Origin of the sequence: Vibrio sp. Y10_XG_PY6 (assembly GCF_024181795.1) — a bacterium.
Lineage (GTDB): Bacteria > Pseudomonadota > Gammaproteobacteria > Enterobacterales > Vibrionaceae > Vibrio > Vibrio diabolicus.
Window position 1 is genome coordinate 1,445,337 of record NZ_JAMZAQ010000001.1, and the last position, 15,434, is coordinate 1,460,770.

The 15,434-nt window shown below is 44.4% G+C and carries 13 protein-coding genes; 6 read left to right on the forward strand and 7 right to left on the reverse strand.

Annotated features, from left to right (window positions below):
• The first annotated feature begins 75 nt into the window (after nt 1-75).
• The 3 genes from NL644_RS06175 to NL644_RS06185 all read left to right on the forward strand — a co-directional run bounded on the left by NL644_RS06175 (nt 76) and on the right by NL644_RS06185 (nt 3,933).
• Entirely contained in the window at nt 76-1,767 is a 1,692-nt protein-coding gene (locus tag NL644_RS06175; protein WP_253658191.1) for an FAD-binding oxidoreductase, read from the forward strand.
• 87 nt (nt 1,768-1,854) lie between these two features.
• Nucleotides 1,855-2,181: a hypothetical protein gene (locus NL644_RS06180; RefSeq protein ID WP_047008149.1), complete on the forward strand. Its 327-nt coding sequence runs from the start codon at nt 1,855-1,857 to the stop codon at nt 2,179-2,181.
• Between the two features lie 465 nt (nt 2,182-2,646).
• On the forward strand, nt 2,647-3,933 hold the full coding sequence (locus tag NL644_RS06185) for a linear amide C-N hydrolase (protein ID WP_253658192.1): 1,287 nt from the start codon (nt 2,647-2,649) through the stop codon (nt 3,931-3,933).
• 147 nt (nt 3,934-4,080) lie between these two features.
• Here NL644_RS06185 and NL644_RS06190 read toward each other — a convergent pair whose 3' ends face one another.
• From NL644_RS06190 to NL644_RS06210, 5 genes are all read right to left on the reverse strand, one after another.
• Nucleotides 4,081-5,124, reverse strand: coding sequence for a GMP reductase (locus tag NL644_RS06190; RefSeq protein WP_005396079.1), 1,044 nt, complete (start codon nt 5,122-5,124; stop codon nt 4,081-4,083).
• A gap of 437 nt (nt 5,125-5,561) precedes the next feature.
• Nucleotides 5,562-7,103, reverse strand: a complete 1,542-nt coding sequence (locus NL644_RS06195) for an NAD(P)H-hydrate dehydratase (protein ID WP_114323350.1) — start codon at nt 7,101-7,103, stop codon at nt 5,562-5,564.
• Between the two features lie 86 nt (nt 7,104-7,189).
• Nucleotides 7,190-7,627, reverse strand: a complete 438-nt coding sequence (locus NL644_RS06200; protein ID WP_005396081.1) for a PAS domain-containing protein — start codon at nt 7,625-7,627, stop codon at nt 7,190-7,192.
• Nucleotides 7,627-8,631, reverse strand: coding sequence for a response regulator (locus tag NL644_RS06205; protein ID WP_005396082.1), 1,005 nt, complete (start codon nt 8,629-8,631; stop codon nt 7,627-7,629). Before NL644_RS06205 ends, NL644_RS06200 begins: the two co-directional genes overlap by 1 nt.
• 366 nt (nt 8,632-8,997) lie before the next feature.
• Entirely contained in the window at nt 8,998-9,906 is a 909-nt protein-coding gene (locus tag NL644_RS06210) for an aldo/keto reductase family oxidoreductase (protein ID WP_104973523.1), read from the reverse strand.
• 95 nt (nt 9,907-10,001) lie between these two features.
• Between NL644_RS06210 and NL644_RS06215 the strand changes: the two genes are divergently transcribed.
• On the forward strand, nt 10,002-10,415 hold the full coding sequence (locus tag NL644_RS06215) for a helix-turn-helix transcriptional regulator (RefSeq protein WP_005396084.1): 414 nt from the start codon (nt 10,002-10,004) through the stop codon (nt 10,413-10,415).
• Here NL644_RS06215 and NL644_RS06220 read toward each other — a convergent pair.
• Nucleotides 10,396-10,974: a hypothetical protein gene (locus NL644_RS06220; RefSeq protein ID WP_171058475.1), complete on the reverse strand. Its 579-nt coding sequence runs from the start codon at nt 10,972-10,974 to the stop codon at nt 10,396-10,398. The genes NL644_RS06215 and NL644_RS06220 overlap by 20 nt on opposite strands.
• A 491-nt stretch (nt 10,975-11,465) precedes the next feature.
• Between NL644_RS06220 and clcA the strand changes: the two genes are divergently transcribed.
• Both clcA and NL644_RS06230 read left to right on the forward strand, forming a co-directional pair.
• Nucleotides 11,466-12,869: a H(+)/Cl(-) exchange transporter ClcA gene (gene clcA, locus NL644_RS06225; protein WP_005396086.1), complete on the forward strand. Its 1,404-nt coding sequence runs from the start codon at nt 11,466-11,468 to the stop codon at nt 12,867-12,869.
• A gap of 261 nt (nt 12,870-13,130) precedes the next feature.
• Nucleotides 13,131-14,072: a TDT family transporter gene (locus NL644_RS06230; protein ID WP_047008141.1), complete on the forward strand. Its 942-nt coding sequence runs from the start codon at nt 13,131-13,133 to the stop codon at nt 14,070-14,072.
• Between the two features lie 53 nt (nt 14,073-14,125).
• Here the strand turns inward: NL644_RS06230 and NL644_RS06235 are convergent, their stop codons facing one another.
• Entirely contained in the window at nt 14,126-15,364 is a 1,239-nt protein-coding gene (locus NL644_RS06235; protein WP_006741126.1) for an NRAMP family divalent metal transporter, read from the reverse strand.
• Nucleotides 15,365-15,434: the final 70 nt, after the last annotated feature.

Here is a 15,434-nt window from a genome sequence, read left to right on the forward strand (position 1 = left end):
ACTGATATGGCGAACATATGCATGTGAGTTAATATTTGAACAACTATTCAATACATAAGCCAAATGGAAAAAATAATGGAACAAGAATGGATGCAGGGAACTAAAGAAAACCAAGTGGTAGAACAGCACCCTAACCCTCAAATACAACGCCTCGCTGTACTTAATGCGTACTCAATCTCAATCAATAATGCCAAACTGTTTATTCAGAAAATGGATAAATGCGGTTTTCCTAAAGAGCGACTACTGACACCACTTGAAAACACGGTTTCACCGGTTCCCGGTTTGAACCAATATCAAGTCGAGTCACTCATCTTCAATACTCGCTATCAACACCAACCCTTTGTCATTGTCATGTGCGAAAGTACGCAAGAAGTTCAGCAAGCCTATCTAACAGCAACTCGATTCAGTCTCCCGATTCGTGTTCGCTCAGGAGGGCATGATCACGCAGGTGAATGCAGTGGTGACAACGTCATTTTGATTGACGTGAGCAGAATTAAGACCTTCCAATTGTGTGAAAATATTGCCACCATTGGTGCTGGCTATCGCTTCTATCAACTGACACCAAAACTTGCAGAGCATGATCGAATGATTGCACATGGAACCTGTGCCACAGTTGGGTTGACTGGCTATATTCAAGGCGGAGGATGGGGCCCTTGGACGCGAAAATACGGCATGTGTTGTGAGCACCTAGTGAGTGCAACCATGGTATTGGGTGATGGTACGATCACAGAAGTCTCAGCAGAGTCCAACCCTCACCTATTTTGGGCACTAAGAGGCGGCGGAGGCATGAGTTATGGCATTGTTACCGAGCTACGCGTAAAAACATTCCCTTTACCCAAAGAGATCCACCGCTTCGAGCTTCAGTGGAACCTCTATCCAAAAATCAACGGTATGCTTCAGCCAATACCAACGCACCCTACCATAGATGTGCTAAAAAATTGGGAGCAGGCTATAAAAAGCCTTGATACGCCTAAACTTCTTGGCACCAACTTGCAAATTGATGCTCTGCCTGAATCATCTAACCACTGTGATCTCGAAACCATCAGCCATCACTGCACCATGTATGGCTACTGGGAAGGAACAGAACAAGATCTTCACCAATTTATAGCCGTTCAATTTGGCGCTTGCTTCCCTGATTTAGCTCAAGTCTATGAAGCACATGGCACTGACTTTGACGGGAAGAAATACGATCACTCCCTGATGAGCACATGGGGGCGCGATTCTTTGTGTCAAAGCGGTTCTCCTTTCCCTCCCGATTATGACGCCCCAGCACCTCACAAAATCACTTCGCGATTGGTGTCAGAGCGAGGTCTTAAAGCAGAAGGCTATACTGCACTTTTGCAAAGCTTAACTTCACCTTTGATAAAGCCAGAAAACCGCGATCAAGGGCTATTTAGTTACGTAACCTTAGGGGCGATCACTGGCGGTTTTTATCATCACTTAGACGATCTTGAAGACATATCTTTCCCCTATCGCCAGTGTCAATATACAGTCCAATACCAAACCTGGTGGAATGAAGAGATCAAACAAAAACTAGAACTACAAAATAACCCAGTACTTGTTGATGTAAACAGAGCCATGGACTGGATTGATAAAGCCAGAGAAGCTGATATACCGGGAACCTATGGTGCCTTCATCAGCTTTAAAGATCCGGCAATTCCGACAAGCGTTTATTTTGATCGAAGCTACCGCGACTTAATCGGTATAAAAGAGAAATACGCTAAGGATAAGTTTAATCATCTTAGAACTAATAAGACCATCATTTAACATCAATATGCATCTTAAGAAGCATATATTAACAGACCGTCATTTGGCCGTTCTATCACGTATAGAAATTAAAAAAGAGGAAAAATTATGACAACTAAGGGGTCATTTTACGTTAAAAATAACTCCAGCGATAAAATCACCGGATATGTGAGATTTAAAGACTCTCCGGAAATGGAGGTCCGTTTCGACTTGAATACTGGCGAACAATCTGAATCTGCTAGTTTTGAATCCGGTGCCGCTACCCATGACTCCTGGTACTACAGTTTCAAAAAGGCAGGTGAAACCTATACTGGGGACAAGTCCTGTGCATACTATGCAAAAGACGAAAATAAAGGCCCCGTCGCTGTGGAAATCTTTAATGATAATTTAAAAATATCTCCACCACTTAGCGGTTCTTGTGAGAAAACTTTATAGCCGCTTACCCGATTCATCACTTCGCCCGAGACTGTTAAACAACTTCTCGGGCAGTTTCATTTCTCGGTATTTGGATTGAAGACTCTCCCTATTTTCAATCATAATCTGAAATTGTTAACTTTATGTTCTCACTTTATATCACCACTGCAAGATAATCGAATCAATAAAAATCACTTTTAAAACCAACTTTAAATCTAGAGTAACCAAGATTGAAAAAATAAATATATTATTGAGCTCTAAGATCAAAGAGTTTGACTTAATACATCACTTTTTATTTTAACTCTATCAACTGATACTAAACTGCTACTGACGTTTTTTGATTGAATGCTTAACTTAATAGCATGTGCTTATCTCAATGGCTAAAACCATTATTAAAGCGCAATTCTTCTATATCCACGTAATCTCTAAGCATTTGATTCAGAGAGTTTCTTGGATATGCATCATTCAAAATAAACAACGGAAAGCATGGCTATGTGTACAGATGTGAATATCAATTATGGTTGCAACAACCAAACCTTATCCGCTAGAACCATGGAGTTTGCAGTTAACCTTCAGACCGAGATTTGGTTTAGAGCCCAACAAACTTACCAAATTACGACCTTTACTTCCGACGGAAAAGCCGACCGTGTTTTCAATGGTCAGCCGCCAAAACGTCACAGTAAAGAATGTGAGTTTCGAGCAAATTGGCAGGGAGCGTTGAGCTTCATCCACTGCAACGCCATTACCCACCCTCTTTTAACAGCTGATGGCATTAATGAATCTGGCCTTTCTGTTGGGTCACTGTACTTGCCCATTCTCAATCAAAATGTATCGACCTCTCACATCCCTGATGATGCCTTTGCATTAGGCAGCGGCCTGTTTGGTACTTTTATCTTGTCTACGTTTAATACTGTGGACGAGATGGTGACGTACTTCACTACTCACCCCGTTTACGTGTTTAACTCGACTATTTCAACTGGTGAAACAGAGAGTGACAATATGACGTTGGATCAGCATTTCGTGATTCACGATGCAAATAATGACAGTGCGGTCATTGAGTTTCTTAACGGTAATATGCATATCTATCGAGCACTCAAAGAAAGCGATATGTGCAGCAAAGAGGAAAATCAGCAAGCACGCTATCAATGTACCGAATACGACTTTGATGATTATAAAGTAGTTGTGGACCACTCCTACGTTGGAGTAATGACTAACTGCCCAAATTACCATTGGCACGTCAATCACCTCTCTTATTTTTCCAATTTGCGCAACTACAACCCAGAACCGAACAATGAAGCAACCATGCAACGTCATGTCCAAGTGCCTGGCCCACTTCAATCAATCAATGGCGCTGGCTTGATGGGTCTACCCGCCGACCCAACACCGCCGTCTCGATTTGTACAAACCTATGCAATTAAGCAGTTAAGCGAACAACCAACTAACTTCGACGAAGCCTTCTCACTCGGACAAAAGCTACTTAATCGCGTTGATATACCTTTGGGCATCATGGCGAATGAGTTTGAGACATCCGATAACCCTGAAGTCTTTTTTAGTGATATCACCCAATGGAGCGTTATTAGACATAACAGTCATCAGTCACCCGCGTTCTATCTGCGTACTTACGGAGACATGACTTGGCGAGTAGCCAATGTCAAAGACTATATTGGATTAAATAGAGACTGTCAGATTTCAAGCGTTTTACAGCTCATGCCCGTTACAACATCATTACCGTTTGAACAAGTCGAATCTCGACCAACTATTAAAATCGCTTAGAGTTAATTTTGAAACGCAAACAAATGATAAGCAAAAAAGCCAGAGTAAGAAATCAATCTCACTCTGGCTCATAGCTGCATATAGTATAGTTTTATCTGCTATAGATATAACGTATGGTTGCTTTTACACTTGTTACATTCAGTCGATTTACTCTTTACCGAACACGTTGTTCTCTTGTTCTTGAACGCGGATGAATGTAGTACGCTTGGTTAGCTCTTTAAGCTTTGCTGCACCCACGTATGTACAAGTTGAGCGAACGCCGCCAAGGATGTCTTGGATAGTCCCGTGAACGCTGCCACGGTAAGGTAATAGTACGGTTTTTCCTTCAGCTGCGCGGTAGCCTGCAACACCACCTGAGTGCTTCTCCATCGCACTCTTAGAAGACATGCCGTAGAATTTCATGAACTTCTCGCCGTCTTTCTCGATCACTTCGCCGCCTGACTCTTCGTGGCCCGCTAACATGCCGCCTAACATAACAAAGTCCGCGCCGCCGCCGAATGCTTTGGATACATCACCTGCGCATGAGCAACCACCGTCACCGATGATCATGCCACCAAGGCCGTGCGCTGCATCGCCACACTCGATGATTGCAGAAAGCTGCGGGTAACCAACACCCGTTTTAACACGAGTTGTACAAACTGAGCCAGGGCCAATGCCTACTTTCACGATGTCTGCACCAGCGAGGATCAACTCTTCACACATATCACCAGTAACCACGTTACCCGCAGAAATCACCTTGTCTGGGAACTCTGCTCGCACGCGTTCAACATACTCGACTAAATGCTCTGAGTAACCATTTGCAATATCGATACAGATGAAAATAAATTCATCTGAAAGCGCCATAATATCTTTGGTTTTTTGGAAGTCTGCGTCAGATGTTCCCGTAGACACCATTACGTTATTCAGGGTTGCTTTATCAGCTGATTTAGCAAACTCAGCCCAATCTTCTACCGTGTAATGTTTGTGAACAGCAGTCATTACACCATGCTCAGCTAGCGCTTTAGCCATTGCAAAGCTACCAACCGAATCCATGTTTGCTGCGATTACAGGCACACCAGACCATTGACGACCACTATGCTTGAATGTAAAATCGCGGGTTAAATTTACTTGAGAACGGCTCTTAAGGGTAGAACGTTTCGGGCGAAACAGTACATCTTTAAAACCTAACTTAAGTTCTTGTTCGATACGCATTGTGTAATTCCTTGATTCATATGTATATGTGTCATCTCAGAGTGCGTAGTGATTTCGTTGGCAGACGAGTTCACTGTTCTTCGGACACAAAAAAACCGGAGCGTTGGCAGACGCTCCGGTTTTCAGCATTATAGGCTGTGATTTATTTCCTACAAGTCTGATATTTGAATTTTTTTTGTGATACCATCTTGATAATCGCATATCAAAAACACTCCTCAAGTCGTTATTTTTTCTCATTATTTATAATTATCAACAACTTAAGAAAACGTTTAAGTTAATCTATTGCGCAAACCTTTGCGTCATACCTTTAAAATGAAAACGCATCACCTCTCAAATCTGCCTAAAACTCAATCACCTAATACTAAGATGCGCTGCTAATTCGGAAAAAGTACTCCAAAAAAATCGATCATTTTTTCATAGTGATGGGCGAGATCTAGCTACGTCCTATCGATTTGTTGAGTAATAGCGGTACGAAGTGTGCCTATAACATCACTTGCCAAAAGACCAATTTGACCATGCTGACTCACGTTTATATCCGCAGCATGACTGTGGAGTACCACACCTAAACGTGCCGCAATGGAAATGGGTAACCCTTTAGCTAGCAACGCACCAATAACACCAGATAGCACATCTCCCATTCCGCCCGTCGCCATTCCGGCGTTACCCGCTAGGCAGACGTACATTCTCGTTCCATCGTAAATAAGTGTTCCCGCGCCTTTTAAAACCACCACACCGCCATAACGCTCTTGCAGCTGTCTTGCAGCAGAATATCGGTCATTTTCTATTTGTTGAGTGGTCACATTTAATAGTCGAGCTGCCTCTCCAGGATGCGGCGTGATCACTCGCTGGTTGTCGCACACCAAAGTGCCATCACATCGTTGGCTTAGCATCGCTAGAATATTGAGCCCATCAGCATCAACAACTTTAGGTTTCTGTTCTTGAGCCAGATATTGATAGGCTTGATAAGCCCACTCATCATCACCAAAACCTGGACCAAACACCAATACTTCAGCCCAGCGAATGCGTTTGGTTAAGTCATTCTCAGTATCCCTGAGTAAGTCGGCGGTGATGCTTTGGCTCATTACTTCTGGGCAGCCAATCTGTAGCGGAATAAGGCTACTCGGGTGAGTAATTGCGGCAGTTAAACCCGCTCCGGATCTAACCGCTGCGGAGGAACATAAACGAATCGCTCCTGACATACCTTGGTTACCACCGACACAAAGTAGTTTGCCATTATCACCTTTGTGTGCTGTCGGGTTTGGCTTGAGCATTAACCTTGAAACAACCTGATGATCAATACCTAGTGCACTTTCTACTTCGATAGAATCAAACTCAATATTTACACCCAATCCACAAAAGTGGAGTTCACCAACTCGATCTCTCGCTTGTCCGGTGCACAAGCCTTGCTTAACACCAATGAAGGTTACAGTATGCTCAGCATGAATGGCATCGCCTAAAATAGCACCTGTATTTGCACACAACCCGGAAGGAATATCGACTGCAATCACTGGGGTGTGAATTTGATTGATTTGCTCAATGTAGCGACGGTACTCCGAACGAACCTCACCACTTAAACCAGTGCCTAACATGGCATCAATGATCACATCGGCTTCTAGCAATGCGGTATTCCACTCATCCCAATCATCGTTAACACCATCGATGGACTGCCAATCTTGATATGCGCGTAAAGCATCACCTTTGAGCGCAGTCACATCACCAAGTTGGAAAACCTGTACATTGAGTTGCGCTTGTTTAGCAAGCGAGGCAAATACGTATCCGTCACCACCATTATTCCCTTTGCCACAAATGACTAAGATATTTTTTGATTTGGGATATAAGTGTAAAAAACGCTCATACACAGCCATACCTGCGCGTTGCATTAGGCTATACATAGAAACACCAGCCATTTGCGCTGCCAGCGTTTCACCGTTTTTTACTTGTTCTGCGGTGTAGAGTTTTAGGGCGAGATTAAAGTCCATCTTCACGTTCTGCGCATTAGGAAACACAATTGTAAGTATACAAAAAAGCCAAGGCGAACCTTGGCTTTTGAGAAAGTTTTTTATCGCTACTGACTCTGAGACATCAATGCTTCAGCCGTCGCGTCTTGTATAGATAAAAACAACGAATTGATTTTCCCAGTCGGGGTACGCATGGGGTTCAGCGTAACGTTCTGGTACATAAACTCCGCTTGCTGAGTAACAGGGCGTACGTTACGGCAACGGAACAAGTAAGGACGCTGGCGCCACGTAATAAAGCTGCGGCAACCTAAATCATACACGGGCTTTGTTTTTAACTTAAACCATTCCTGCGGGATTTCAGGGAAGATATCAAAGATAGAACGACCAATTGCATCATGAGATTGCAAACCACTGTGATGAGTCATAAACCCATTCCACACTTGCACATTATAATCTCGGTCAATGACGACGAGCCCCATGTCGACGTTTTGCACCATGTCGACCATCCAATGGAATTGTTCAAACTCTGCTGGCATATTCAACATTAGAACTCCTCCATTAGATATGACAGTTTGTTATCGAGCAGCGGCAAAGATTCATCGACGAACATAAACAATAAATCACAACGGATTGACGTTCCCTCAATGTTGTAGCTCACCTCGAATGTCATGGTGCGGCTGAATGCGCCCGTCGTAGACTCAATGATCGAATCAATTGATATATGCTGACCAAGAAGCACTGGAGGGCTTTGGAAGAATCGCACTTCAGATTGTTCGCCTAAGCCATTTAAGAATGACCCCACCAAGATATTGGAAATATCCATGAGCAGCTCAAGCTCTTCCAGTTCGTCGCTGTCAGCTGGCACTTTCATCAACTTCTTGAGATCCGATACGCTCGAATCGCTCAAAATCACCAGCGCTTCACCCGCAATACCTTCGCCACAAAAGCCCTGACAAACGCCCGATACGTTATCATGCGACGCTAAGTCACGGAGAGCCATGTGTAGTTCACTCACTTCGAAGATATTAACGTTCGGCAGAGGCAGTTGCACAAACACATCAAAGTGACGCGCCAATGCATCTGCGGCTCGACCAATAGAGACGTTCGCCACTTCCATGTAAATATCGCGACGACGTAAAATCGGTAACTCAATAGAAACAGGCGTGATAATTTGAGGACGAGGCTCTGGCTCAACCAACTCTTTAAGCGCATTCTTGAGTTCATCTTTGGCGATCGGTTTTTGAATAAACGCTTTTGCACCCAGTGCGAACACACGTTCTTTCGCTTTAGGTTGGATATCCCCCGACACCACAACCACGGGAGTTTTATTCCCTAACCGCTGCATGTTTTCTAGTGTTTCAAAGCCATCCATTTCTGGCATGGTCAAATCAAGAAACATCAATTTAAACTCGTTCTTTTCGAGTTCTTCTAGCGCATTTTTTCCGTGGATAGCAAACGTAATATCGGCATTCAATGTGGCTGGTAGTGATCTCGCCATCTGTTTGCGTGCTAACGCTGAATCATCACAGATGAGTACGGGAAAAGACATTCAATCACCTTTTTATATTCCACAATCTGCGCCGGAGTCTAACAGATTGTTACAGCATGTAATACGAGAAAACTGACGAGTTTTTATTTCTTTTTTATTCAATAAGCATACGCAATATGAATGGATGAGTGAACAAAATGGCGAAAAAGCAAACATCCCATTCGCTGTTTAGTGACATGAAACAAACATGGATAAAACGCCTCCATTAAAAATAAGCACAAAGTTGCATTTTAAATTAAAAATCCGTTTTTACTCCCACTCTATCTGCTCAGTATGAGTACTGGGGAAATCGGTATCGCGTAACAATAAAAAAGCACCCTTTCATAGGGTGCCTTGAATAATGTATTCATCAATAAAATGTCACTTCTATGGCACACCGTGACCTTTAGAAGCCCCCCATACGCGATACCATTGTTCACGAGTCAATTCGATATTCAGCGCATTTACTGCCGTTTGCACACGCTCAATCTTACCAGAGCCAATGATTGGAATTGGGTTAGATGGCAAACGGCGTACCCAAGCGTAAATCACTTGGTCAATGCTAGTCGCGCCCACTTCTTCTCGAATCGCTTCTAATTCGTTGCGAACACGAACGGCTTGCTCACTGTCACCACTGAAGATTGAGCCACCACCGAGGCAAGACCAAGCCATTGGTCGCGTGCGCAACATTTGCATTTGATCAAGCGTTCCATCATGTGCAACCTCAAAATTAAGCGGATTGATTTCCACTTGGTTAGTCACAAGAGGCTTACCTAAACGAGATTGCAACAGCTCAAACTGACGTGGAGTAAAGTTAGATACACCAAAGTGCTTCACTTTACCCACTTTGTGTAGCTCTGAGAATGCTTCAGCCACTTCATCGGCATCCATTAACACGTCAGGGCGATGGATTAAAAGCACATCGATTTCGTCCACATTCAAACGCTCAAGCGAGTTATTCACCGATTGGTAGATGTGAGCGGAACTCGTATCATAGTGATTGATCTTACGCTCTGGTGTTTTATCTCCGCACAGGTTGATATCACACTTTGTGACGATTTGAATCTGCTCTCGCACGCTCTTATCGAGAGCAAGTGCTTCACCAAACAACTTCTCACACTCGTAATTACCGTATATGTCTGCGTGATCGACCGTGGTAATGCCTAACTCAATATGTTGCTTGAGGAATGACAAACGCTCTTGAGCAGTCATACCCCAATCAACTGCACGCCAATATCCTTGGACCAGCTCTGAGAACTCAGGGCCTTTTGGTGCAGTCACAACTTTTGCAACCATGGTTTTTCTCCTTCAATTGATCTGCATTCATCGTAGTCTTGTTTTCACATCGGCTCAACGGGTAAACTTTGGCAATTCGAACTGGAGTACGAAATATGTCTTTTGCCCAACGCCTAGCCACCTTGATCGGAGAAGAAAGCATCAGCGGATTTGCACGACGCGTTGATGTGTCTGAAGCTTTAATACGCAAATATTTAAAAGGCAGTGAACCGAGCCTAACGAAAGCAAATCAAATTGCGATGCGAGCCAACTGCTCTCTTGAATGGTTAGCGACCGGATGTGGTTATTTATATCGCCGCGCTGAAGTCGTAGATATGGATGCGTACAAACTTGCATTTCAACACGTTATGAATCAGCCGTTGCCAGATGAGGCAGAAGAACAGCACCGTAAGCTCATCGCTGGCTATCAATACCTGCGTGCGCACAAAAAATCGGATGGATTTTTAGACGAGTCTGCGATGGCGACCTTCCTATCTCTCCATAAAGAATCTAAAAACGAGTCACTTTAACATCGATAATTTCGCCATCGCTGTGCAATTCCACATTTAAAGACGGTGATGGCGACGAAAACTCGTCCGGTTTTACCCAAAATAAGCTTCGAATCGTTTCTTGCGGATAGCGGTTTATCAACAAGATAACTTCTTTATCGACAAGCTCAGAAGATTTCTTTTCCAGCGCTTCAACGACGTCATAGTGTTCTTGTCCGATAGTTATGTTGCGTAAAACTAATCCGTCTTTTCTTAAATTGAGGATTAAGTCATTGAGACTTTGCCATTGATATTCGGTCAAAAAAGAGAACTGAGCACTGTCCTTTCCCAAAACAACTTCACCATACAGATGCTGCTGATAGTACGAAAAATCGTCCAAACAAAATGTGCTGATATACGTTGAAACATCTTGCTGCTGCACGTCACAGCGATACCAGCTTCCCCTTGTCTCTATACGCTCTTTTAAATTGGAGTACGGCATTGAAGACAACGTGTCCTGCCACCAACTCGGCGTCGAAAATGCTGGAAACGTTACCGAAAAACAACATAAAGAAAACAGGACTCGAGGATAAAAGCGCATGAATTACTCTGGTTGATTAACATCGAACCCAGACATTACCGACTAGTAGAAATTGTTCAAGATAAAAATAGTGGCAGGTAGTGCGGAAAGTTGTAGAGCAGAAATTAAGAAGGCGCACATTTGCGTGCGCCTCTACCTCGTTACTCAATCGTGAGTGTGCGAATCGAAGATGTCTATTGATGCATCCCGAACATAAAACGAGGACTTACCGTAGGGTTTGAATCCATCCAAATTGTGTGTAAAACCTCACATCCCTCCTTCTGAAGCAGTCATGTTGCTTTACACCTAAAGCATGGTTCATTTTGCTCAAAAAACAAGTTTTTTATCCCAAATTATGAGAGCAATAGCACAGTTTTGGTGAATGAATGATATCGCGACACTTCGAACACTCAATAGTGAAAAGCTAAATTGCATCTTTATTGATTAGGTCTAGACTCTGCGAAGCGTATACTTTCTCGCGTCCCTTCCACCAGCAACAGGAGAACTTGTTAATGACCAAACGAGAGAGAATTGTGAAATCTGTGTTAGCGCACGTACCGAAAGATGCGATTAACCAGTTTGTCTCTCGAGGGTCCACACCATTTTCTGTCCTGATTATGGCCGCAATCGTTGGCACACTAGCTGGTTTTGTCGGCACTTACTTCGAACTTGCGGTTCATTTTGTTTCTGAAACCCGTACCGAATGGCTGAGAAGCGAAATCGGTAGCGTACTTCCTCTTTGGCTTGCTGCTGTACTGATCAGTGCTCTACTTGCTTTTGTTGGTTACTTTCTTGTTCACCGCTTTGCTCCAGAGGCTGCGGGATCAGGCATCCCTGAAATTGAAGGCGCGATGGACAACATTCGCCCTGTGCGTTGGTGGCGAGTCCTGCCAGTAAAATTCTTCGGCGGCATGGGCGCACTTGGCTCCGGAATGGTGCTCGGTCGTGAAGGCCCAACGGTGCAAATGGGCGGTGCTGTCGGTCGAATGGTGACCGATATTTTCCGTGTGAAAGATGACGATACTCGTCATTCCCTACTCGCTTCAGGTGCCGCTGGTGGTTTGGCTGCCGCCTTTAATGCCCCACTCGCTGGCATTATGTTCGTTGTGGAGGAAATGCGACCTCAGTTTCGCTATTCTCTGATCTCAATTCGCGCGGTGATCATCTCTGCTATTATGGCCAATATTGTGTTTCGTGCCATCAACGGGCAAGACGCTGTCATCACAATGCCGCAATACCACTCTCCAGAGCTTCAGTCCCTTTGGTTATTTTTATTGCTTGGCGCATTGTTTGGCGTATTCGGAGTGATCTTCAATAAATTGATTACCGTGGCACAAGACAGTTTTGTCGCAATTCACAAAAACGATCGTAAACGCTATTTAATCGTGGGTTCACTACTTGGTGGCATTTTTGGTCTGCTTCTCTTATACGTGCCACAGCTAACTGGCGGTGGCATCGGCCTTATTCCTGATATTACCAATGGCAACTACTCGGTATCCGTTTTAGTTCTGCTTTTCTTTGGTCGCGTCATCACGACATTGCTATGCTTTGGCTCTGGTGCGCCGGGCGGTATCTTTGCACCGATGCTTGCTCTGGGGACCTTGTTTGGCTATGCATTCGGAGCGAGTGCTGATGTGTTGCTTCCTACGCTTGATATCGAACCTGGCGTATTTGCTATTGCGGGCATGGGGGCCCTGTTTGCTGCAACGGTACGCGCACCGATCACGGGCATTTTGTTGGTGATTGAAATGACCAATAACTACTACTTAATTCTACCACTTATCATTACTTGTTTAGGTGCCGTGATTATTGCTCAGTTGTTTGGCGGACAACCGATTTACAGCCAGTTGCTACATCGTACAATCAAAAACGATAAGTTACGTCAGCAGGATCTTCCTGAAAACCAATCGACATAATTCTCGCTTTGTTATTATTTCGCTCCAAACTATCGAAGGGTTTGGAGCGATAAACTCTACATTTTTACATCTTTTCCAAAATATTCGATACCAAACTCACAAAAATACCATTCTCTGATATTTCCTCACCACCTTTCATGAGTAAGCACTCTCTAAACTTGCTAGTATTCGCTACTCAAATAGAGCATTTCATCCAAATCATCACGTTTCGTTTCATTCAGGCAAAAATCAAATGGAGTAGATTTGAACTGGAGAAGACTTGTGCAGTTTTATAGCGTTCCGCCGTCTCAAGCCGCGTTAGCGCTAGGTATGATAGGTTTAGGACAAGCTTGGGCACTCTATGTCCCTGAAATTGGTGAACCAATACGCCCATTTTTAGCGTCACTCGGCGCGCTTTTACTCGCCCCTGTGCTGATAAAATATGCCACGAATCCACGATTATTTATGGTCGACATTCGTCACCCATTGAGCGGTAGCTTAATGGCCCCCATGAGTATGGCGTTACTGATCCTTGCAGATTATCTTGCTTCTGTAGCGCCAATCATTGCTTATCCACTCTGGTTTATGGCACTTTTGCTGCATTTTACTATGATGGTACTGTTTTTTAGCTTTCAGCTAATGAACTTCAAAATGTCGAATATCGTACCTAGCTGGTTTCTCTATCCAGTGGGACTGATCAGCAGCTCATTAGCAGGCTCCCAATTGGGTCACAACCTATTCTCTGAAACCTTAGCGATGATGTGCATTGGCATTTATTTCTTTATGTTACCGCTGGTACTCTATCGTTTGGTGTTTTTCGGATCTCTACCGAGACGAGCCAGGCCGACTCTCGCAATTATGGCCGCACCGGTAAACTTGTCATTGGCGGCATACTTGGTGAACTTTCCCCTTCCCGATCCGATACTGACGGGCGCATTAGCAGGGATTGCTATCACAATGACGTTATTGATCTACCTGTGTTACTTCCGCTTACTTCGATTGAAGTTTCAACCTTCTATCGCGGCGGTAACCTTTCCTTCCGTGATCAGTGCCATTGCGATGCACCGCTTAACCTCCTTTTTTGCCGAATCGCACCCACATTGGCACTGGCTACACGATTTTGGCTTTTTAGAGCTCAGCATTGCGACTGTGTTGGTGGTTTGGGTATCGGCAGGTTACATCAAAATGTATTGGCCAGAAATCGTTAAGTCGCCCTCTAAATAAGCATAAAAAAACGGCCTCATCTGAGGCCGCTGTTTATCTCTACCAATAAGACATCAACCCGCAAACTTCGCCATGAAGTTCCCAATGTTAGTCAAACTCGATGCCGCCATTACGATTACAATCGCTGCTCCAGTTAGCGTTAAGTACATTGGGTGTTGGTAGTCACCGACGATATCTTTGCGCTTTGTCGCAACCAATACAGTGCCCAAAACGATAGGAAGAATAATGCTGTTCACTAGGCCCGCTAGCATCAAAAGAAGAATTGGCATGTCCATGGTTACCGTGCCTAGCGAGGTTAGGATAATGAAACCAACACACCACGCTTTCTCGTTTCGCGCCACAACTGGGAAAAGCGTCTTAATTAATGAGATAGCCATGTAAGAGTTGCCAACCACAGACGTGATGGAAGCTACAAACAGTACTAAGCCAAAGATGAAGTAACCAAGCTGGCCAGCACCTTGACGGAAAGCATCCGCCGCAGGGTTAGCCGTATCCAGCGTTGCGCCTGTCGCGATAACGCCAAACACTGCCAAAAACAGTAGGATTCGAATAACCACTGCAATAGAAATACCAGCCCACGCTGTTGAGGTGATGGAAGGCACGTTCTCTTTGCCTTTCAAGCCGATGTCTACTAGGCGTTGTGCACCCGTGTAGTAACCGCCAACTGCGCCGCCAACGATAGTCAACGTAGGCAGAAGCAAACTACCAACATCCATAGGCATCACCGCTGCACTTAGTGTCTCTCCCATCGGAGGTAAGCTCGTCATAGCCACGTATGCGATCAGAACGATCATGAACAAGCCAAGGTAGCGGGCCATTTGGTCCATTCGTTTGGAGGCGTTATGAACCACAAACAACAAACAGCCAACGACACCGGTAAACAGTGCGCCCCATGTTGTGTCCACGCCCGTTAGCACATTGATGCCTAACGCTGCGCCACTCACGTTGCCAAAGTTAAACGCCACTGCACCAAGCGCAAGGAGAATACCAACACCATAACCCATGCCGGGTGCCACTTTGTTCGCAATGTCTTGGATTCGCATGCCAGAAACGCCGACAATACGCCACAAGTTCATCACAATACCAAACGTGATAAAAATGGAAGCCAAAACTGGAAATGCCATGTCGACTTTGTAGATATTTGTGAAGACTGCGGTTTGAGTTAAAAAGCCGGGACCCACAGAGGTTGTCGCCATCAAAAAAGCGACACTGAGCATGGCTTTCTTTTGCCAACTGCTTTCTGTAACTGGAGCTGAAATAGAGGAGGTGCTGATAGTGCTTTGTGTAGTCATGCCGAGTCCCAAATTTGTTGTCTTTCTATTATTAGAAAAAAGAAAGACAACTGACCGAGATCAGCTGAAC